This is a genomic window from Enterococcus sp. BSD2780061688st2 D3 (assembly GCF_005844145.1).
Taxonomy (GTDB): domain Bacteria; phylum Bacillota; class Bacilli; order Lactobacillales; family Enterococcaceae; genus Enterococcus_B; species Enterococcus_B durans.
This window is the reverse complement of record NZ_SPHN01000017.1, coordinates 34,601-55,467: the sequence shown is the minus strand read 5'-3', so window position 1 is coordinate 55,467 and position 20,867 is coordinate 34,601. Positions and strand designations below refer to the sequence as shown.

Genomic DNA, 20,867 nt, shown 5'->3' with positions numbered 1-20,867 from the left:
AATTTATTAGGCTTATTTCGTATACTTTTTTCTTGATAAAAACCAATAGAAAAAAGTACTTGACTAAACGTAGGAAAGAATGTGGCCCAAATCTAAAAATCAGTTTTGGTACGGACGCTCGAATAAACGGCGCCCAAAAGTCAGGTTTTTCGGAAATGTCAAAAAAAAACGAGCAATACAAAAAGCGTATTGTTCGTTTTTCTCTCCAATTTCTCAATCTAACCGACTTTTGTCTCGATCTTTTGGATGCTTAATCTTCTAAAGCTACATTATGGAAGACATGTTGCACATCTTCAAGATCTTCCAACGCATCGATCATTTTTTCAAATGTTTCTTGATCTTCTGGAGATAATGTTACTTCATTTTGGGGGATCATTTGGATTTCTGCAATTGAAAAATCAGAGATCCCTTTTTCTTTTAAGGCCTCTTGGATACCATGGAAATCTGCTACTTCACCGTAAACGATGATTTGACCATCTTCTTCCATCACATCACGTACATCAATGTCTTTATCCATTAGGTATTCAAGGATTTCATCCGCATCTTCACCCGCAAATCCAAAGATCGCTGTGTTGTCGAACATGTAGGAAACTGCCCCTGAAACACCCATGTTTCCGCCGTTTTTACCAAAAGCAGCACGTACGTCAGCTGCTGTACGGTTCACATTATTTGTCAATGTGTCGACAATGACCATTGAACCACTTGGGCCAAACCCTTCATAGCGTAGTTCAGAGTATGTTTCATCGCCTGCACCTTTGGCTTTTTCAATTGCACGATCAATGATATGTTTAGGTACGTTGTAAGTTTTAGCGCGTTCAATGACGAAACGTAGTTTTTGATTGGCATGAGGGTCAGGGTCACCTGATTTTGCTGCCGCATAGATTTCGATCCCAAATTTTGCATAAACTCGGCTGTTATTTGCATCTTTAGCTGTTTTTTTCGCTACGATGTTTGCCCATTTACGTCCCATATTCTCACTTCGCTTTCTAGTTTAATCGTTCTTTTATCGTTGTGTCTTACACAAAATGTCCTGTTCCATTATACTTGTGTTTTCTATTTCTGTGAAGTATTTTTTCTATTTCCTATTTTTTTATTCATAGATATAGGGTCTTCTACCAAAATTTTGTTCCTGAACACCTGACGCCAACTGGTAAATTTGATCACTCCGTATTAAAAGATGTGCAACCTGTGCTTCCTGTTTGCCTATTTTTGCAAACAGCGGAAGCGTTCGTTTTTCTTTCAAAAATACTCGTCCTTTTTTTGTCGAACCCAATATATTTAGATACAGATGTGCTTGTTGCCTTTTTATTTCTTCCGTTTTGATATTTAGCAGTGTATAACAAGCTAAACGTTGCAACCTCGTCCACGTATAACGCTTCGTTTTGACCAAATCAATAAAATCAGCAAAAGTCGTCGCTTCTTTCGCCGCTTTTATCAGTCGCACTTCGATTCCCTCTGTCATTTGATAAATTGTTTGTAATTCTTCTGTTTCTGAAGACAATAATCGATAACGGAGTAGTGGCCAATAGGTTTCCCACGTCTGCATCGAGGCAGACTGAAAAATTTTGGCTGTTTCAGTTGGTACATAATGATCGATTGCTCTTTTTTCGCTCAATGCTTTTCGAATGGCCGTCGCACTAGCAATTTGCTGCTCTGGCAGTTCTTGATCATGATATCCCGCATTCTTTCGAGCAATCGGTACTAACTGCATGGGTCGATCATAACAGGCGTTTTCTTTCGCGTAACTCAAACCTAAAATATGATTGGGTGACGAAAAATCTAAATTCATTTCAGGGTAGAGTCGATTGAATACTTCTGTCATTTTTTGTGGATAGCTCATGGTTTGATCCACTAATTGCAAGAATGCTTGATCTATTCTCTTTTGGTTTTCCTGAACAAATGATCCGAATGCTTGATAATCAAACGATTGCTCTCCTTCTGTACCAAAGCATAAATAATCACAGCCAATCTTCTGTAATAAACGAACTGCCCCCCTGGCAAAGTAATCTGCTGATTGAACTGACCATTCTATCGGGAGTTCGATCACTAGATCAATGCCATTGGCAAGAGCTGCATTCGCTCTCGCCCATTTATCTAAAATGGCTGGCTCTCCTCGCTGTAAAAAATTACCGCTCATGACTGCGATAACAACATCAGCGCCTGTCTGTTTTCTCGCCATATCTGCATGATAGCGATGACCATTATGGAATGGATTGTACTCTACGATAATACCGCAAGCTTTCATCTTTCACCCACCTTGCTTAAAATAACTACAAATGATTAAAATCAAACCATTGTGTATCCGTATACTCCCAATCTACAAAAATCGAAAAGTAAGCCGAACCATCAGAAAACGATAAAGTCTTTCTGATTGTCCGACTCATTTAGTGAAGCTCGGGGCTTCTTCTATGACTTCTATTCTTTATATGCAACAAAAAATAGTCTTTTTGTCTCTTCAGATGGTTGGTCATCCGTAAAATCAGCATATGCTTCTACTTTGGAAAAACCGCTGTTTTCTAGCATTCTCAAGTAATTATCTAAAGAATATGTTTGCTCTTGGTGCAACTCATCCTCACGAATGAATGTGCCTGATCCTTGTGGGTCTTCTACAAAAAATGTCAAGAAATGTTCGATACTGTGTTTTTCTTTTCCTGGGTAACTATCCCATAAGAAAGCAAATCGATCATTTTGATAATGGTAGCTATATTCTGGGAAAACTGTATCCACTTGGTAAATGGAATGGACATCAAATAAAAATCTTCCTTCGTCTTCTAACGCTTGGTAGACTTCATCGAACACTTGTTGGACTTCCTGTTCATTCTTCATATAGCACAGAGAGTCTGAAAAACAAGTAATAGCCTGATACTGGCCCATCTCAGATAAATCAAGCATGTTCCCTTCCACAAACTGGATAGAAGCTTCTTCTTCATATGCGCGTTGACTAGCGATCATCAGCATTTCTTCCGATAGGTCCAAACCAGTCACATGGTAACCATCTTTGGCAAATGCCACAGCCAAAGCACCTGTTCCACAAGCTAACTCCAAAATATTTTGGGTGTCTTTGGGTAAATGGCGTTTCGAAAAATCTAGCCATTGCTGATACAGTGTTTCATCCATTACTTCGTCATAAACAAAAGCAAATGTTTCATAAGCCATATTAATCTAACCAATCAGTTAGGTCGACTAATGGTGCATCAGACCACAATTTTTCTAAATTATAAAAACTTCTTTCAGGTGCATGGAAAACATGGACAATGACGTCTCCAAGATCGATCAAGATCCATTTTCCGCCTTCTTTTCCTTCAACTCTTCTTACTTCGTAATTGCTTTCTTCTTCCTTATCAAGGATTTCTTCTGTAATGGCGTTGATTTGACGTTCGCTATTTGCAGAGCAGATCATGAAATAATCTGCTAATAGAGAAACTTCACGAACATCTAAGGCAATGATGTCTTCTGCTCGTTTTGAATCTGCTGCTTTGACAGCGATTTGTAATTGTTCTTTGCTATTGATAATAATTTCCTCCTAATAGAGCAGCTGTTATTTTTGAGCCACCCAACGATTATATGTTTCAATTGTTTTGGGATAAATTTGTTGTTCTTGTTCAATGAGATAAGCCAATGTATGCTTGGTTTCAAACGCTACCGCTTCATCAAGATCGATCAAAGCAAGTTCACGTGCTTCTTTTACGCCAGGAAATACACGACCGGGTTCAATGTAGTCCGCCACATAGATGATCTTATCCAACAGAGACATTTTTGCCGCCCCCGTAGTATGAACACGTATGGCATGAAGGATTTCTTCGTCTGTAATACCCAGTTCTCTTTCGACAAAAGAAGCTCCCACAACACCGTGCCAGATCGCATTGCCATAGTCCAGTAATGCTGTATCATAACCATCTCTTTTGATCACTAATATGAATTCATCATCTGGACGTTCTTTTGCGTAATCGTGGGTCAGTGCAGCGATACTCGCTTTTTCAGGAGAACAGCCGTATTTTTCTGCCAATGCGATTGCCATTTCTTCTACACCAAGGACATGTTTGAACCGACGTTCACTCATTCTCATCTGGATTTTTTGCATCAATATCTCTCTCGAATAACCCGTGTATTCTTCACTATAGTTCATCTTGATATAACCCTTCTTTCTGGATATAGTCAATCACTTTATCAGGAACGAGATAACGAACAGAACAACCTTGTTGGATCTTTTGTCGTATCTTCGTTGAACTAATATCGATTTCAGGTACATCTACCCAGATGACAGGATATGGTGTCTCAGTCGTATAACCGGTACGCTGAATCCCGACAAAGTTTACCATTGTGACTAATTCATCGATTTTATACCATTTAGGTAAGTATTCTACCATGTCGCCACCGATAATAAAATAATAATCCGTTTCTGGATTGTTTTGAGTCAATGCCTTCATGGTATCATACGTATAGCTCTTACCTTTTCGAGTCAATTCGATCGTTTCTATTTTTAAAAAGGGATTATCAGCTATCGCAAGTTCAAGCATCTTTAAGCGATGGGAAGCATCGATGGTCTTTTTTTCATCCACATGTGGTGGTTGATAAGACGGCATCAAATAAACTTCATCCAAACCTAGATTTTTACCTGCTTGATCCGCCATAACTAAATGAGCAAGATGGACAGGGTTGAACGTTCCCCCAAGAATGCCTACTTGCTTTCGTTTCTCGAAAATTTGTGGCATTGCTTGAGGAAACACTTGGGAACGGACAAAAGATTTCGCTTGCGATTTCATTATCGTCACTCCTTAAATTGCTCTAACTTCTTTCGATATACGTTGATATTTTTCCTTGGAAGAAGGTTTATATAAAACAAGGACCCGACCGATGATCTGAACAACTTCACATCTTACTTCTTCTTCTAAAATTTTTGCCACATCCTCAGCAATCTCATCCGTATTTTGCAATAAGGAAACTTTGATCAACTCTCTTTTTTCAAGTGCTTCGGCAATCTGCACCATCATTGCTGAATTGATTCCACCTTTTCCTATTTGAAAGATTGGTTGTAAATGATGGGCTTTACTACGTAAAAAACGTTTTTGTTTTCCTCTTAGACTCATATCGTTCCTTCTTCCTTAAATCAATGCTTTTCTTTTCATTACATTTACCCCTTTAGGCGCCCAACCCGCTACGACAGCAGGTTGCGTAACAGTGATCCAGCCTAAACCAGCAAACACGATATCCGTTTTCTCTTTGACAGAAAATTCAAAACGGACAAGTTCTGGAAACGCTGCTACTTCATCAGGACGAGGCGGCTGCAATAAACCACCTACGTGTTTTTCATAGAATTCATCCGCTTTTTCCAATTTTGTTCGATGTAGATTCACATCATTCGACACATAAGCAATAAAAGAGCCACGTTCGCCGCTGATAAAATCAAATCTCGCTAATCCGCCTAAGAAAAGGCTCTGTCCTTCATTCAGTTGGTAGCCTTTAGGTTTGATTTCCTTAGTTGGCGCAATGATCCTTAGATCTTTTTTTCCTAAATAATGAGCCATTTGATGGCGATGGATGATTCCTGGAGTATCAACCAAAAAGTGTCCATCATCCAAAGGAATCTCGATCTTATCTAATGTAGTTCCGGGGAACTGAGAAGTCGTGATGACATCTTGGACACCTGCTGTATTTTTGATGATCTGATTGATCAACGTTGATTTTCCAACATTTGTCACACCAACGATATAGACGTCTCGTCCTTCACGGTATTCTTCGATTTTTTCCAGCAACATTTCCATTTCATTCGCTTTTTTGGCACTAGTCAATAGGACCTCAACAGGACGTAAGCCAGCTTCAAATGCTCGTTCTTTCATCCATTGGATCATTTTTGGTTTTTTCAAAGATTTTGGTAAAATATCCACTTTGTTTCCAACTAATAATACTGGATTATTGCCCACAAAGCGATGCAGCCCTGGAATCAGTGAACCGTTAAAATCAAAAATATCGACTACATTGACGATCAATGCGTCTTTTTGTCCTAGTTCATTCAATAATCGCAAGAAATCATCATCTGTTAAGGATACATCTTGGATCTCATTATAATGTCTCAAGCGAAAGCATCGTTGACAATAGACCTCGCCAGATGCTAAGCCCTTTTCTAATGCCGCTTTTGGTGTATACCCTAACTCATTAGGATGTTCGGTTTGGATCACCGCTCCACAGCCGATACATTGTAGTTCTTCGTTCATTCAATTCCACCTCGCCAGCCCATATCAGGATTGTGTGCTAATAAATAGGCCATGATTTTACGTTCCCAAAAACGATTGAATCGTGTTTTCCAGCTATCCGTATCGATGATGGGCTTCACTAAAATACTACGGATTCCCGCTCGATTCGCCCCTCTGACATCTGTCATGATTTGGTCGCCGACCATCACTAATTCATCATCTGAAAGATTTAGTTTTTTCTTTGCATTGTTGATTCCTAGCGCGAGTGGTTTCATGGCTCTTGCCACATACATCAGTTCGAACTTATCAACAGCACGTGCAACACGCTCCGAGTTGTTATTTGAAACTACAACAACTGGGATACCAGCATTTCTCATCTCTAAAATCCAATCGAGCAATTCTTCTGTGCCATCTGGATTATTCCAAGCAATCAATGTATTATCCAAATCAGTTAAAACAGCTTTGATCCCCAGTTTTTTTAATTGTGCAGGGGTAATTTTGTAGATGGCATCCACCATCCATGTTGGTTTATAATTTGAAAACATGTTGTCTCCTCATCTGCAAAAAATGAAGGAGCACGAAACGTACTCCTCAACACTATATTATACTGCAAATGTTAAAAAAAAACTACCTCTATACCTGAATCGTTTTGGAATAAATGTACCTAAAAGAAAAAACTACGAACTGCTCTCCCTTTGACTAGAAGACCATTCGTAGCTATTTCTCTAGCTTTATAAGACTTTGGATAAAAAGTCCACTGTTCTAGGATTACTTGTATGTTCAAATACTTCAGTTGGTGTGCCTTCTTCTACTATGACACCGCCATCCATGAAAATGACCCGGTCTCCCACTTCTTTAGCAAAGCCCATTTCATGAGTAACGATCACCATAGTCATGCCTTCTTTTGCTAGTTGTTGCATCACTTCTAGTACTTCTCCGACCATTTCAGGATCAAGTGCAGAAGTCGGTTCATCAAAAAGCATCACATCTGGTTGCATGGCCAAAGCTCGTGCGATGGCGATCCTTTGTTGCTGCCCACCTGATAAAGATTGTGGGTATGCATCAGCCTTGTCAGAAAGCCCAACTTTTCCCAATAAGTCTTTGGCAATCTTTTCTGCTGCTTCTTTTGAGAGTTTCTTTACTTTTATTGGAGATAATGTAATATTCTGCAAGACTGTCATATTAGGGAAAAGATTGAATTGTTGAAAAACCATGCCCATTTTTTCTCTAGTCTTAAAAATATCATTTTTCTTATCGGTGATGTCTGCTCCTTCAAATTCGATCTTGCCTGTAGTTGGTACTTCTAATAGATTGACACATCTTAGCAATGTGCTTTTCCCTGAGCCAGACGGTCCTAAGATCACGACAACTTCACCTGGGACGATTTCGGCAGATATGTCCTTCAATACCTCATTATCCCCAAATTTTTTATTTAAATGACTGATTTTTATCAATGCTTCACTCATCGTGCTTTACTCCTATCTCTGGTAGCCTTTACCAAGTTTTTTCTCCCATAAATTCAATAAACGAGAAGTAACGAACGTCATGACGAAGTAAACGCCCGCTGCTACGAAATAAGGCTCTAAAGGGATATATGAGTTTGAAATGACGATCTGTGCTGCGCCCATCAATTCATTGATCCCAATCGCAGTTAGCAACGAGGAATCCTTGATCAATGTAATAAATTCATTCCCTAATGGCGGTAAGATGTTCCTCAATGCCTGTGGAAGAATCACATAACGCATCGTCTGTGCTGGACGTAGCCCTAAAGAATAAGATGCTTCTGTCTGTCCGTAATTGATAGCCATGATGCCTCCACGAATGATTTCAGCAACATATGCTCCAGAGTTCAAAGACAATACGATCATCCCCGGAAGCAATCTTCCTAGATCTACAGTCAACACGCCTAGTTCTACACTTTTTGAAGGAAAGAAACCTTGTAGTAACAGAAAACCGATCATGATTTGTAAAAGCATCGGTGTGCCCCGTAATACTTCAATGTAAATATTAGCTATCCAATTCAATGGTTTGTTTTTTGATAATTTCATCAAAGCCATGACTAAACCAATCAGTGTTCCTAAGACAACTGTGACAATCGAAATAATGATCGTGATTCCCGTACCAGAAACAAAGTACGGGAGATATTTATCTAAAAATGAAAAGTTCACGCTTTATACCCTCTATTCTGTAGCTGTTTTTTCAGCTAGTTCATTGTTCTTTTTAATAAATTCATCGACTTTTCCTTCATCGTTCAACTTTTTGATGATGGTATTCAATTCTTTTTGCAAGTCACTGCTACCTTTTGGTAATGCAATCGCGAATGCTTCATCAGCAGATGGTTTAAGCGTAATATCAGCAATTGTCAAATCAGGATTTTGAGCGATATATGATTCCGCAATCGTTTTTTCTACAACCATCGCATCTAATGATCCTTGATTCACTTCCACTACCATATTTGGCACTTTATCGATCGTTACTAGTTTAGAACCCTCAATCTGTGTTTTTACAACATCTTCTTGGATAGAACCTTTTTGGGCACCCACATTTTTGTCTTTCAATGCATCAGTACTTGTGTAAGCATCTTTATTCTTTTTGTTGATGACAACAACTTGTGGTGGATTGTAGTAATTATCCGTAAAGTCAAACTGTTCTTTTCTTTCATCAGTAGCAGAGATGGCAGAAATCGCAATATCCGATTTACCTTCTTTCAATGAAGCAAGTACAGTATTAAAACTCATATCAGAAACTTCAGCTTTGACCCCTAATTCCTTAGCAATCTCATTGACTAGATCGATATCAGAACCAACGATTTTATCTTTTCCATCCACCATTGTATGGAATTCAAATGGTGCGTAATCCGCAGATGTCGCAACTTTCAAGACACCGCTTTTTTTGATCGCTGCTAATTGATTGTCTGATTTATCTGAAGAGCTAGAAGAAGAACCCCCGCTACTTCCACATGCTCCTAAAGCAAATAAAGCTAAAGCTGTAACAATGATACCTGTGATTTTTTTCATTTTATTTCCTCCTAATACGAAACTTTCTATTCAGTGAAGTTATTATAGCATGAAAATTTCAAAAAAAAGCATTTTTTGTATATTTATTAAATAAAAATGCAGACTACGGTTTTTAATATGAATATATACACTTATTTAAGTATAATTAAAGGAATGTAAATGAAAAAAAGTATAGTATACTTATTTACGAAGAAGCCTACCTCTCTTCTGTTGAGAAAACATCTTTAGATCAAGTAATTAAATCAAAAAATATTTGGCATTGATCCATTAGCAAAATACCAGAAACAAAAAAGTATGTGCATCGCCTTTTTTCCAAAGGCAACGTACATACTCTTATTGATTTATCCATTAAAATTTTCGGAAACGTTGGTAACGTCTTTCCACCAATTCTTCTACGGAAGTTTGGCATAGTTCAGTTAGTTTTTCAATCAATGCTTTTTGCATCATTCGGCTAACTTTTTCTTTGCTTAATGGTTCACCATTGAAGGTTTCAGGAATCACACGATCAATCACCTCTAGATCAAACAGTTCGGTAGCAGCGACTTTCATCAACTCAGCTGCTTCAGCTGCCCGACTCCCATCTTTCCACAGAATAGAAGCAAATCCTTCAGGAGATAAAACAGCATAGATCGTTTGTTCCAACATCCAGACTTCATCTGCTAGTCCAAGCGCTAACGCACCGCCGCTACCTCCTTCACCAATGATGATAGCAATGATCGGTACTTTTAGATCCGACATCTCTAGTAAATTCCGTGCAATTGCTTCACCTTCACCACGTTCTTCCGCACCGATCCCACAATAAGCCCCGGCTGTATTGATCAATGTGATCACTGGTCGTTTGAATTTTTCTGCCTGTTTCATCAAACGTAAAGCTTTGCGATACCCTTCAGGATGAGGAGAGCCGAAATTCCTGCGGATGTTTTCTTGTAGATCTCGTCCTTTTTGGATGCCGATCACTGTCACAGGTTTTCCATCTAATTTAGCCACACCTCCGACAACCGCTTCATCATCCCCAAATAAGCGATCGCCGTGAAATTCGCGAAACCCTTCAAAAATATTTTCAAAAAAATCCAGACTTGTCCAACGATCCTTTTCGCGTGCCAGTTGAACAATTTCATGTGCTGTTCTATCCATGATTTATCCAACCTTTCTGCGTATGCAATTCAAGCAACCCATATATCGTTTTCTTCAGTTCTTTTCTCGGAACGATTTCATCCACGAAGCCGTGTGCCAGTAAAAATTCAGCTTTTTGAAAATCATCCGGAAGTTCTTGTTTGATCGTCTGCTCGATCACACGTCTTCCCGCAAAACCAATCAGACTTTGTGGTTCCGCTATGATGACGTCACCTTCCATCGCAAAACTGGCTGTTACACCACCAGTAGTTGGATCAGTCAGCACAGTCAAATAAAACAAGCCAGCGTTACTGTGGCGTTTCACTGCTGCAGATATTTTTGCCATCTGCATCAAAGAAAAAATACCTTCCTGCATTCTGGCTCCCCCTGAAGCTGTAAATAAAACAACTGGTAACTGTTCTTTTTCTGCTCGTTCAAATAGCCGTGTGATTTTTTCACCGACCACTGTGCCCATACTTCCCATGATGAAATTGGAGTCCATGACACCGACAGCAAAACTTAGCCCGTTGATCGTTGCCTTACCTGTAAGTACCGCCTCATGTAGACCAGTCTTTTCTTGCATTTTCTGGATTTTTTCTTGATATCCTGGAAAATCTAATGGATCTTTCGTAACCAGTTCCGTATCCCATTCCTCTAAGCTTTTCTCATCAATGATCAATGCGAGTCTTTGCCATGCACTGATGCGAAAATTATAGTCGCAATGAGGACAGATTTTTTCCTCACCTATATCTTTTGTATAGATGATATGCTTGCAATTTGGACATTTCGCCCACATATTGTCTGGAATAGACGGCGCATTCGTTGGCTTTTCTTCTCTATTGGGATTGATTCGAATGTATTTTTTCTTCTTGAATAAAGCCATCTACTCGTCTCCTATCTCCGTTTCGGGTGACCAATTCGGTAAAAATTCTTCTTGTAAAAAGGCAGTGCTGTAGTCACCGGCGATGACCGCTGGATGACTGATCAGATCCATCTGAAATTCGGCATTTGTAATGACGCCATCTGTTACGATTTCACTAAGCGCACGTTGCATCTTCATCAGTGCTTCAAAGCGTGTATCGCCATGAACGATCACTTTTGCGATCATTGAATCATAATAAGGTGGGATCGTATAACCGGAATATACGGCGCTATCGACACGAAGCCCCATTCCTCCTGCTGGTAATAACAGATTGTGGATCGTACCAGGAGAAGGCGCAAAATGAAATGCGGGATTTTCAGCATTGATTCGACATTCAATCGCATGACCAGAGAAAACCACCTCATCTTGCGTGATTTCTAATGGCAACCCAGAAGCAATCTCGATCTGTTTTTTTACTAGATCAATATTAGTGACCATTTCTGTCACAGGATGTTCAACTTGGATCCTTGTATTCATTTCCATGAAATAAAATTCTCCAGATTCATCCATCAAGAATTCAATCGTTCCTGCATTTTCGTAGTTCACCGCTTTAGCTGCACGTACTGCAGCTGCTCCTAAACTGTCTCTCTTACTTTGAGAAATAACGACGGATGGAGACTCTTCTAACACTTTTTGATTGTTTCGTTGCAAAGAACAATCTCTTTCACCTAAATGGAGGACATTCCCATAATGATCCCCTAATATTTGTACTTCGATATGTCTTGCCGGATAAATGATTTTTTCTAGATACATCTCATCATTTCCAAAAGCCGCTGCCGCTTCTTGTTGGGCCGAAGAAAAATGCTGTGGCAATTCTTCTTTAGATAAAACTTTTCGGATCCCTTTTCCGCCACCACCAGCTGCTGCTTTTAGCATGACAGGATATCCAATCTTATCTGCAATCTCTAATGCTTCTTCCACCGTTGATAATACGCCATCACTACCGGGAATAACCGGAACATTTGCTTCTTGCATTAAACGGCGCGCATTGATTTTATTTCCCATTGCATCGATCGTGGCACTTTTAGGTCCTATAAACGCAATATTGCATTCCTCACACATCGAAGCAAACCGACTATTTTCTGACAAAAACCCGAACCCAGGATGGATTGCTTCTGCTTTTGTCACGATGGCAGCACTTAAGACTTCTTGCACATTCAAATATGAATCAGTCGCTTTAGCTGGTCCTATGCAGATGGCCTCATCTGCAAGTTGCGTATGAAGCGCATCAGCATCTGCCTGTGAGTACACAGCAACAGTTTGAATCCCAAGCTCACGACAAGCACGGATAATTCGTACGGCAATTTCGCCACGATTCGCTATCAAAACTCTTGAAAACATAACTCACCTATCCAATCATAAAGGTTAATTCAGCTTCAGCAACTTTTTTGCCATCCACTTTTGCGATTCCTTTTCCGATACCTGCAGAAGATTTGATTTTAGTGATTTCAACTTCAAGGTATAATGTATCTCCTGGTGTTACTTTACGGCGAAATTTTGCTTTATCTAAGCCGCCAAAGTAAGCCGTTTTTCCTTTAAACTGTTCTAAAGACAATAGAGCAACTGCTCCAGCTTGTGCCATCGCTTCTACGATCAAAACCCCTGGCATAACAGGTTCTTCCGGAAAATGTCCTTGAAAAAATGGTTCGTTGATCGTCACATTTTTTTTGGCAACGATCCGCTCTCCTTCAATCATTTCCTCTACTCGATCAATCAGTAACATCGGATAACGATGCGGAATAATTTCTTTGATTTCTTGAATGTTCATGTTGTCCCTCTTTCCTGATTTACTTAGTTTGGTTGGATTCTGAAGAGTGGTTGCCCATATTCTACGATTGCTTCATTCTCTACAAGGATCTCAACGATCTGACCATCCACTTCACTAGTGATCTCATTCATCAGTTTCATCGCTTCAATGATACAAATCACTTCACCTTTTGTTACTTTATCGCCCACTGATTTGAATTGTGGTTTATCTGGTGCAGGTTGTAGATAAACGATCCCAACGATTGGAGAGTTTACTTCAATACCATCAAATGATTCAGTCGCTGTTTGCGTAGTTTCTTTAGAAACTTTAGGTCTAGTTGAAGATGGAACAACCGGTTCAGCCATCACAACGTTGGGAACTTCCACTGTTGACGTAGGAGATGACACTCCACGACTTGATTCATTTTTATTCATGTATAATTCGAATTGTCCTTCTCGAAGATCAAATTCTGTAAGAGAAGATCCGTCAAATTGGCTGACTAATTCTTTGATTTCATTGATATTCAACATTATTCCTCCCAACGTTTCATACACAAGACTGCGTTATGCCCACCAAAGCCTAAAGAATTGCTCATCGCATAAGTCAGTTCTGCAGGTTTGCTTTCGTTGATCACAACATTCAAGTCGATTTCTGGATCTTGTTTTTGAACATTGATATTTGGTGGAATAAATTGGTGTTCAAGGGCCATCAAGGTTGCTAACGCTTCAATTCCGCCAGCAGCACCTAATAGATGTCCTGTCATTGATTTTGTACTGCTGACATATGTTTCTTTAAAACTATCACCCAAAGCAATTTGAATCGCTTTTGCTTCTGCTTGATCATTTGCAGGCGTACTTGTACCGTGAGCATTGATATATCCCACTTCTTCTGGTGTGATGCCTGCTTCTGCCATTGCTAATTTCATCGCTTTTGAAGCACCAGAGCCGTCAGGTGTTGGAGCAGTCATATGGTATGCATCACAATTTGAACCATAACCTACGATTTCCCCATAGATCTTAGCCCCACGTGCTTGTGCATGTTCCAAAGATTCGATAACTAATACGCCGGCACCTTCACCCATGACAAAGCCATTTCGCTCTTCATCGAATGGAATAGAACCACGATTTGGATCTGTCGAACGAGACAAAGCAGTCAATGCTGCGAATCCAGCAATCCCCATTTCACAAATCGTTGCTTCCGTTCCACCTGCTAAGATGACATCAGAATATCCATGTTTGATGTTGCGGAAAGCTTCTCCAATCGCATTGGTTCCACTTGCGCATGCTGTTACGATGGCTGTACAGATACCTTTTGCACCTACACGCAAAGCAATATTACCGGCTGCCATGTTGGCAATAGACATCGGCACAAACATTGGTGATACTCGTTGAGGTCCCTTATCGTGCATTCGGATAACTTGGTTTTCGATCGTTGGTAAGCCACCGATCCCTGATCCAACAATGACCCCGAAACGATCCTGATCGATTTCATCTTTATTTAATCCACTCATCCCCATCGCTTCTAGGGCTGCATAGATACCATAAATCGAGAACATATCCATACGTTTGCTATCTTTTTTTACAAAATATTTATCATAAGGAAAATCTTTTACCTCTCCTGCTAAAGTGATGCCTGTTTCTGTGGCGTCAAATTTTGTAATGGGTGCAATCCCGTTTGTTCCTTTTTGCAAACTTTCTAAAAAGCTCTCAGCATCATTACCAATTGGTGAAGTGACACCATAACCAGTGATTACTACTCGATTCATTGATTTATTTCCTCCTTGTTTATCCGTGCATGACCAATCCGCCATCGACATTGATGACTTGTCCAGTAATGTATGGACTCTGTGCCAAGAATATTGCTGTATTCGCGACATCTTCCACCTGTCCAAAACGTTGCATTGGAATTTGTTTTTCCACTTGTTCTTTGACTTTTTCTGATAATACTTCTGTCATATCTGTAGCAATAAATCCAGGAGCAATTGCGTTACAAGTAATACCTCTAGTCGCTGCTTCTCGAGCAACCGACTTTGTGAAACCAACAACGCCAGCTTTGCTTGCTGCATAATTTGCTTGACCGACATTGCCGATCAATCCTGAAACACTTGATAAGTTGATGATCGCACCAACGCGTTTTTTCATCATTTTCTTTAAAACGTGTTGGGTCATATTGAACGTTCCTGTCAAATTAATATCTAAACATTTTTTGAAATCTTCTGCCGACATGCGCATCACTAATTTGTCATTTGTGATCCCGGCATTATTGATCAATATGTCAACAGAACCTAATCGAGCCTCTGCTTCGTTGATCATCATTCCAGCTTTTTCATAATCTGAGATGTCTCCAGAAACACCAATACACTCTACTCCTAACGCTTTGATCTCTGAGATTTTCTCTTCTGGGATCTCTCCTCGTCCATTAAGGATGATGTTTGCCCCTTTTTTTGCAAAAGCGATAGCTACTGCTGCGCCGATTCCTCTAGTACTACCTGTGATAAACACATTTTTTCCTGTTAGCTCCATGACATACCTCCGATACTTGTCATTGTTTCCTCAAATGTTGCTTGATTCTCTACCCGCAGAACAGGGATCGATTTATCGATTTTTTTCATAAATCCACTGAGAACTTTTCCAGGTCCAACTTCAATGACTTGTTCGATTCCCTGCTCTTTCAAACGATGGATGCTTTCATAGAAACGAACCGGCTTCATCACTTGCTGCTCAAGTAAAATCGGTATGCGTTCCTTTGTCATCACTTCGGTTGTTGTATTACTGATGACTGGGATTTTCGGTTCATTGAATGCAACATTCTTTAACTCTGCTGCTAATTTCTCTGATGCAGGTGCTAAAATTGCCGTATGGAAAGGTCCGCTGACATTCAAAGGGATCATTCGTTTGATTCCTTGTTCTTGCAGTAAAGCAACTGCTTGATCCACCGCCTGTTCTTCTCCACCGATCACGATTTGTTGTGGCGTATTGTAATTTGCTGGTGAGACGATACCTAGTTCTTGTGCTTTTACACAGCATTCTTCAATGACTTCGATAGGTGCATTCATCACAGCAACCATCTTTCCACTACCAGCAGGTGCTGCTTCTGTCATATAAGCACCTCTTTTGGCTACCAGTGCAACTGCTTCAGCAAATGGCAATGCCTCACTTGCAACTAATGCAGAATATTCTCCTAGACTAAGCCCTAAAGCAGCTTGCGGAAAAATCCCATGTTCCTGCAATAAGCGCTGATAAGCGATACTAACAGTTAGAATTGCCGGTTGTGTGTACATCGTTTGATTCAATTTTTCATTTTCTGAAAAGCATAATTCCGCCATGTCATAGCTTAAAATGTCACTTGCTTCATCAAATGTTTTTTTTACGATTGGCTCATGGTAGAGGTCTTGACCCATCCCTTGATATTGAGCGCCTTGTCCGCTAAATAAAAATGCTGTTTTCATTTATTTTCTCCAATAGTTTTAGGATTAGTGATGCAACTATTTAGTAAAAAAGACCAAGACATCCCCATAAAAGGAAATGTCCCAGCCCCCAACCTAATCTCAATGATTATGCAGTTTGTTTTTCAACATAAGTTACTAAATCTTGAACTGTTTTGATGCCGTCTTCTGTTTCGATCTTCACATCAAATTCATCTTCGATTTCGTTAATGATTTGGAATAAATCCAAGCTATCTGCTTCTAAGTCTTCTTGGATATTTGTTGTTAATTTGATTTCTTCAGTTTCTTTTCCTAATTCTTCAGCAATAATTTCTTGAATTTTTTCGAATACCATAATCTATATTCCTCCGATATTGTTTACAATTTTTTTATGTTTTATCAGTTTACAGCTCCATGAGGATGCTTCCCCAAGTTAAACCTCCACCGTAACCTGTAAATACTACCTTTTGTTTTTTTCCTAAAGTGATTCTTCCACTAGTTACCGCTTCATCTAATAGGATCGGAATACTTGCAGCAGAGGTATTGCCATATTTATCCATATTTGTCAGAAATTTTTCTTGTGGTACTTTTACTTTTCGTGCAATCTTTTCAATGATCCTAAGATTTGCTTGATGCAAAAGCAGATAATCAATTGGCTCATCATTGATGATTTCTTTAATGTTTTTCGCAACGTCTCTGACAGCAAAATCAAAGATATCTCTTCCCACCATCTTTAAATAGAAAGAACCTTCTGAATCTTCTGTATAAATCGGCGAAGCATTGTGATGATAGCCTGCAGTAAGTGAAGTTCCCCGCGTACCATCAGCGGCCAAATGTTCAGCCAATAATTTTTGTTCGTTTCCAGCTTCAAGCAACACACCACCTGCACCATCTCCAAACAAAACAGCTGTTGTACGGTCAGACCAATCAATCAATTTTGATAATGTCTCACCACCGATAACTAGGCCTTTTTTGGAGCCACAGCGAATCAGCTTTTCCGCTAGACTCAATGCGTAAACAAACCCAGAGCAAGCTGCACTGATATCAAATGCGATAGCTCTCATCGCACCGATCTTCCCCTGTACCTGAACAGCTACAGAAGGTGTCGCATAATCGGGCGACATCGTTGCAACAATAATAAAGTCAAGTTCGCTCGCAGCGATATTTCTTTTTTTCAATAATTTTTCTGCTACCAAATAGCATAGATCAGAAGTTTCTTGATCTGTGACACAACGTCTTTGTCTAATACCCGTTCGAGATGCGATCCATTCATCTGATGTATCCATCATTTTAGAAAGATCCTCATTGGTAATGATTTTTTCGGGAAGGACACTAGCGGTTGCTGTGATCGTTCCAAATTGTTCCATTAAAAATCCTCACTTGTAATCTCGCAAAAAATCATGCAAGTTTTTCAACGCAGCCAGTAAAGCATGTTGTTCTTCCGTAGCCATACTATCCAAAATATTCTTGACCATTTCTCGATGAAAATGTTGGTGGACACGATACAAAAGTTTCCCTTTTTTCGTCAACCCAAGTTTTACAACGCGGCGGTCATCTTCACTTCGGATGCGTTCAACATAGCCTTTTTTTACTAACTTATTGATAGCAGTGGTCAAGGTCCCAACAGTAATCGACAGTTCTTTGGCTACTTCTGAAGTCGTTTTTTTCTTATACATCCCGATTGCCTCGATCGTATGCATTTCTGTGATCGACAAGTCTTTGAATTGAGATTTTTTCAGCTCAGATTCTTCGATTGTCAAGATGTCATTGAACACACTAACGAGATAATCATTCACTGTTTTTAAATCTGGTTCCATGTTCCACCATCCACTAATTAGTTTGATTATCAAATCATTTGATGTTCAAACTATATCTTAACTTTTTTCAAAATGCAACCTTAAAAACCACTTTTTTTCTTTTATGATATTTTTTTAATCTGGTGCTAATTTATAAAAGCTGATAAAACAGCATTTAAGATTGATATTATTAAATATGTATAAAATAAAATTGATTTGATTATCAAAGTATTTTTTATAGATTTCTTTATATTTAAACTTAAAAGTTGTCGCTATACCTGAAATTTGCTATAGTAGCTTTGGAAAAAAAGGAGATACGCCCTTGAAAGAAAAAGTAAAACAACTGCCGCTATTACCTGGTGTTTATTTAATGAAAAATAAAGAAGGTTCCGTTATCTATGTTGGAAAAGCAAAAAAATTAAAAAATCGCGTAAGTACGTACTTTCACAAAAACCAGCAACATTCAAAAAAAATCCGTCGTCTGATCCATCATATCGATGATTTTGATTTTGTCGTGGTAGACACAGAATTAGATGCTCTATTATTAGAGTGCCAATTGATTCAGTATTACCGTCCCTTTTACAACCGACAAATGAATTATTTCAGTAATTATAATTATTTACATATTTCGGACGAGGGCTTCAGTCTTTCGGATGTGCCACTTGCTCACACTTATGGGCCTTTTCGATTATATAAGAAAATGCCGATCATTTTAAGGATCATCGAAGAAACCTATCAAATGCCATGGCTTTCCGAAATCAGTCGTTTAGCTTTGCAGACCCAACTTCCAGAGGTTGCACAGCTCTCTTATCTGCAAAAGAAAAAAGAGATCCAAGGACTGCTTCAAGGAAGAAATAAAAAACTATTGACTTACCAAAAACTTAGACAAGATCACTTTATCCAACAGTTGAATTTTGAAAAAGCGGCAGTGCTCCAACGCGAGATCGAATTGACCTCTTCTTTTATCCAAAAGATAAAAGAGCAGAAAAAATTTTTGCGGATGCCTGAAATATCTTTCAGCTTACCTCTAGCAATAGATGATACTAGGCGAAAACACTACTTGATCTGTTACGGACAGCTTGCAGATACAGTGATTACCAAAGCAGATGAGACGCCTCACTTTTATTATGAAAAAGGCGAAAAGACACTAGCATTAAAGCGTCAATTATCAAAAGACGAAATCGACCCTGTGCTTATCTTGATGAGTTACTATAGAAGAATTCAGAGAGAAACGAGTCTAGAGTCAAAAAAATAGAGAAGAATTCCTAAAATGAATGGTTAGGAACCTTCTCTATTTTTTATCTCTTACTATTCTGATCGAAATCTAGCAAACAAAACACAGATCAGTGCTTGAAGAGAAGTACTTTGTATTGATTCTTCTAAAAGTTAAACAGAGGCCAACTCCTTGTCCTCAAGCAAACTCTTATTGAATCAAGTCATAAATCTCCATTGCTACGATATCGATATTGTCAAATTCATATTGTTGATGTGAATCTGTTTCAGTTAATTCAAATGTTTCAGTCGCTTTATCATAAGTTACTGTACATTTTTCAGCGCCCTCTTTTTCAAAACGACGGACTTGCAGTTCATTATCTGCTGATTCGACCATAGCCTCCAGTCGTTTAATGATTGCAACCAATTGTGAATGTGCCATCGGAGGTCCTCCTTTTCTTATTTCTGTTATATTGTATCAAAAGCATGGCCGACTTGCATTGATTTTCTCTAAAAAATCGAGTTTTTTAAGATTTTTTTTCTGGTATCTCTCCATCAGGCCACCAAAGTTTAATCAAAGCCTGCGTCCCATCATTTTCAAAACCTTGATCAGCTAACTGTTCGTATAATTTCAGCGCTTGGTCCGTCGCTGGCAACGTTAAAGAAAGCTTCTCTGCTTCATCCAAAGCAATTTTTAAATCTTTGATAAAATGTTTGACAAAGAAACCAGGTGTATAATCGTTTTTCAGGATGCGAGGAGAATAGTTACTTAATGACCAATTGGCTGCGCTGCCCCCGCCAAGTGTTTCAATGACTTTTTCTAGATCAAGACCGGCTTTTTCCGCATAAACCAACATTTCCGTCATACCTGTCATTGTGCCTGCGATCATGATCTGATTTGCCATTTTAGTATGCTGCCCTTTACCTGCTGATCCATGAAGCGTGAAGGTCGTTCCAAAGACTTGGAATAGTGGCAAAATTTTATCATATACTTCTTTTTCTCCACCGACCATGATCGTTAATGTCGCATTTTTAGCGCCCAGATCTCCACCAGATACTGGGGCATCTAGCGCTACTGCTCCTTTTTCTTTAGCAGTTTTTGCAATTTTTTCTGCTAAAGTCGGTGTACTTGTTGTCAAATCGACTAAGACACGATTCGTCACATCAGTGGCAAAAATGCCAGTATCCCCATAATAGATTTCTTCTACATCTTGTGGATAGCCTACCATCGAAAAGATGACTTCACTAGTAGCAGCTACCTCTCTTGGCGTGTCTGCCCAAACGGCTCCCTCTTTTACAAGCTGATCCGTTTTTGCTTTTGTTCGATTATAGACAGTCAACTCATGCCCAGCTTCTAGCAGATGACGCACGATCGCACTCCCCATTACTCCGGTACCAATAAATCCAATTTTCATCTCTTTACCTCCTAAAAATCAAAAATCCTT

General features: G+C 39.3%; 26 protein-coding genes. 1 reads left to right on the top strand and 25 read right to left on the bottom strand.

Annotation, left to right across the window (positions count from 1 at the left end; genetic code table 11):
• Window positions 1–250 precede the first annotated feature (250 nt).
• The 23 genes from FGQ66_RS12450 to fabT form a co-directional block, all read right to left on the bottom strand.
• The gene (locus tag FGQ66_RS12450) at window positions 251–970 is read right to left on the bottom strand and encodes a YebC/PmpR family DNA-binding transcriptional regulator (protein ID WP_005877837.1); all 720 of its coding nucleotides are present in this window, start codon (window positions 968–970) and stop codon (window positions 251–253) included.
• 120 nt (window positions 971–1,090) lie between these two features.
• On the bottom strand, window positions 1,091–2,245 hold the full coding sequence (locus tag FGQ66_RS12445) for a nucleotidyltransferase (RefSeq protein WP_138302528.1): 1,155 nt from the start codon (window positions 2,243–2,245) through the stop codon (window positions 1,091–1,093).
• 170 nt (window positions 2,246–2,415) lie between these two features.
• Complete coding sequence (locus tag FGQ66_RS12440) at window positions 2,416–3,156, bottom strand: class I SAM-dependent DNA methyltransferase (RefSeq protein WP_005877822.1); 741 nt, start codon at window positions 3,154–3,156, stop codon at window positions 2,416–2,418.
• A 1-nt stretch (window position 3,157) separates the two neighbouring features.
• Complete coding sequence (gene rsfS / locus FGQ66_RS12435; protein ID WP_098049580.1) at window positions 3,158–3,514, bottom strand: ribosome silencing factor; 357 nt, start codon at window positions 3,512–3,514, stop codon at window positions 3,158–3,160.
• Window positions 3,515–3,538: 24 nt separating this feature from the next.
• Window positions 3,539–4,126, bottom strand: coding sequence for a bis(5'-nucleosyl)-tetraphosphatase (symmetrical) YqeK (yqeK, locus tag FGQ66_RS12430; RefSeq protein WP_138302527.1), 588 nt, complete (start codon window positions 4,124–4,126; stop codon window positions 3,539–3,541).
• Window positions 4,116–4,766, bottom strand: a complete 651-nt coding sequence (locus tag FGQ66_RS12425; protein WP_025479907.1) for a nicotinate-nucleotide adenylyltransferase — start codon at window positions 4,764–4,766, stop codon at window positions 4,116–4,118. The genes yqeK and FGQ66_RS12425 overlap by 11 nt, the downstream gene beginning before the upstream one ends.
• Window positions 4,767–4,775: 9 nt before the next feature.
• On the bottom strand, window positions 4,776–5,087 hold the full coding sequence (gene yhbY, locus FGQ66_RS12420; protein ID WP_053108905.1) for a ribosome assembly RNA-binding protein YhbY: 312 nt from the start codon (window positions 5,085–5,087) through the stop codon (window positions 4,776–4,778).
• Between the two features lie 15 nt (window positions 5,088–5,102).
• Window positions 5,103–6,212 (bottom strand): ribosome biogenesis GTPase YqeH, encoded by a 1,110-nt coding sequence (gene yqeH / locus FGQ66_RS12415; RefSeq protein WP_081134731.1) that lies wholly within the window; start codon window positions 6,210–6,212, stop codon window positions 5,103–5,105.
• Entirely contained in the window at window positions 6,209–6,736 is a 528-nt protein-coding gene (locus tag FGQ66_RS12410) for a YqeG family HAD IIIA-type phosphatase (RefSeq protein ID WP_081134733.1), read from the bottom strand. The genes yqeH and FGQ66_RS12410 overlap by 4 nt, the downstream gene beginning before the upstream one ends.
• 186 nt (window positions 6,737–6,922) lie before the next feature.
• Window positions 6,923–7,657 (bottom strand): amino acid ABC transporter ATP-binding protein, encoded by a 735-nt coding sequence (locus FGQ66_RS12405; RefSeq protein ID WP_081134734.1) that lies wholly within the window; start codon window positions 7,655–7,657, stop codon window positions 6,923–6,925.
• A gap of 12 nt (window positions 7,658–7,669) precedes the next feature.
• Window positions 7,670–8,359, bottom strand: a complete 690-nt coding sequence (locus FGQ66_RS12400; RefSeq protein WP_081134736.1) for an amino acid ABC transporter permease — start codon at window positions 8,357–8,359, stop codon at window positions 7,670–7,672.
• 12 nt (window positions 8,360–8,371) lie between these two features.
• Window positions 8,372–9,208, bottom strand: a complete 837-nt coding sequence (locus FGQ66_RS12395) for a transporter substrate-binding domain-containing protein (RefSeq protein WP_005877801.1) — start codon at window positions 9,206–9,208, stop codon at window positions 8,372–8,374.
• Window positions 9,209–9,556: 348 nt separating this feature from the next.
• Entirely contained in the window at window positions 9,557–10,342 is a 786-nt protein-coding gene (locus FGQ66_RS12390) for an acetyl-CoA carboxylase carboxyl transferase subunit alpha (protein ID WP_081134738.1), read from the bottom strand.
• The gene (gene accD / locus FGQ66_RS12385) at window positions 10,335–11,204 is read right to left on the bottom strand and encodes an acetyl-CoA carboxylase, carboxyltransferase subunit beta (protein ID WP_081134739.1); all 870 of its coding nucleotides are present in this window, start codon (window positions 11,202–11,204) and stop codon (window positions 10,335–10,337) included. Before accD ends, FGQ66_RS12390 begins: the two co-directional genes overlap by 8 nt.
• Complete coding sequence (locus FGQ66_RS12380; protein ID WP_081134741.1) at window positions 11,205–12,584, bottom strand: acetyl-CoA carboxylase biotin carboxylase subunit; 1,380 nt, start codon at window positions 12,582–12,584, stop codon at window positions 11,205–11,207.
• Window positions 12,585–12,591: 7 nt separating this feature from the next.
• Window positions 12,592–13,011 carry a 3-hydroxyacyl-ACP dehydratase FabZ gene (gene fabZ / locus FGQ66_RS12375; protein WP_005876277.1) on the bottom strand — a complete coding sequence of 140 codons (420 nt, stop codon included), beginning with the start codon at window positions 13,009–13,011 and terminating at the stop codon, window positions 12,592–12,594.
• Between the two features lie 23 nt (window positions 13,012–13,034).
• Window positions 13,035–13,517, bottom strand: a complete 483-nt coding sequence (gene accB / locus FGQ66_RS12370; protein WP_171024614.1) for an acetyl-CoA carboxylase biotin carboxyl carrier protein — start codon at window positions 13,515–13,517, stop codon at window positions 13,035–13,037.
• Window positions 13,518–13,519: 2 nt separating this feature from the next.
• On the bottom strand, window positions 13,520–14,755 hold the full coding sequence (gene fabF, locus FGQ66_RS12365; protein WP_081134744.1) for a beta-ketoacyl-ACP synthase II: 1,236 nt from the start codon (window positions 14,753–14,755) through the stop codon (window positions 13,520–13,522).
• Window positions 14,756–14,774: 19 nt separating this feature from the next.
• The gene (fabG, locus tag FGQ66_RS12360; protein WP_081134746.1) at window positions 14,775–15,512 is read right to left on the bottom strand and encodes a 3-oxoacyl-[acyl-carrier-protein] reductase; all 738 of its coding nucleotides are present in this window, start codon (window positions 15,510–15,512) and stop codon (window positions 14,775–14,777) included.
• The gene (gene fabD, locus FGQ66_RS12355) at window positions 15,503–16,438 is read right to left on the bottom strand and encodes an ACP S-malonyltransferase (RefSeq protein ID WP_081134747.1); all 936 of its coding nucleotides are present in this window, start codon (window positions 16,436–16,438) and stop codon (window positions 15,503–15,505) included. The genes fabG and fabD overlap by 10 nt, the downstream gene beginning before the upstream one ends.
• Before the next feature lie 106 nt (window positions 16,439–16,544).
• Window positions 16,545–16,769 carry an acyl carrier protein gene (locus FGQ66_RS12350; protein ID WP_005876288.1) on the bottom strand — a complete coding sequence of 75 codons (225 nt, stop codon included), beginning with the start codon at window positions 16,767–16,769 and terminating at the stop codon, window positions 16,545–16,547.
• A gap of 49 nt (window positions 16,770–16,818) precedes the next feature.
• Window positions 16,819–17,781: a beta-ketoacyl-ACP synthase III gene (locus tag FGQ66_RS12345; RefSeq protein WP_081134749.1), complete on the bottom strand. Its 963-nt coding sequence runs from the start codon at window positions 17,779–17,781 to the stop codon at window positions 16,819–16,821.
• Between the two features lie 9 nt (window positions 17,782–17,790).
• Complete coding sequence (gene fabT / locus FGQ66_RS12340; protein ID WP_005876292.1) at window positions 17,791–18,231, bottom strand: fatty acid biosynthesis transcriptional regulator FabT; 441 nt, start codon at window positions 18,229–18,231, stop codon at window positions 17,791–17,793.
• Between the two features lie 301 nt (window positions 18,232–18,532).
• Between fabT and FGQ66_RS12335 the strand changes: the two genes are divergently transcribed.
• The gene (locus tag FGQ66_RS12335; RefSeq protein ID WP_081134750.1) at window positions 18,533–19,465 is read left to right on the top strand and encodes a GIY-YIG nuclease family protein; all 933 of its coding nucleotides are present in this window, start codon (window positions 18,533–18,535) and stop codon (window positions 19,463–19,465) included.
• Window positions 19,466–19,633: 168 nt separating this feature from the next.
• Here FGQ66_RS12335 and FGQ66_RS12330 read toward each other — a convergent pair whose 3' ends face one another.
• Window positions 19,634–19,864: a YkuJ family protein gene (locus tag FGQ66_RS12330; RefSeq protein ID WP_005876296.1), complete on the bottom strand. Its 231-nt coding sequence runs from the start codon at window positions 19,862–19,864 to the stop codon at window positions 19,634–19,636.
• An 85-nt stretch (window positions 19,865–19,949) separates the two neighbouring features.
• Window positions 19,950–20,837 (bottom strand): NAD(P)-dependent oxidoreductase, encoded by an 888-nt coding sequence (locus FGQ66_RS12325; protein ID WP_081134752.1) that lies wholly within the window; start codon window positions 20,835–20,837, stop codon window positions 19,950–19,952.
• Between the last annotated feature and the right edge of the window lie 30 nt (window positions 20,838–20,867).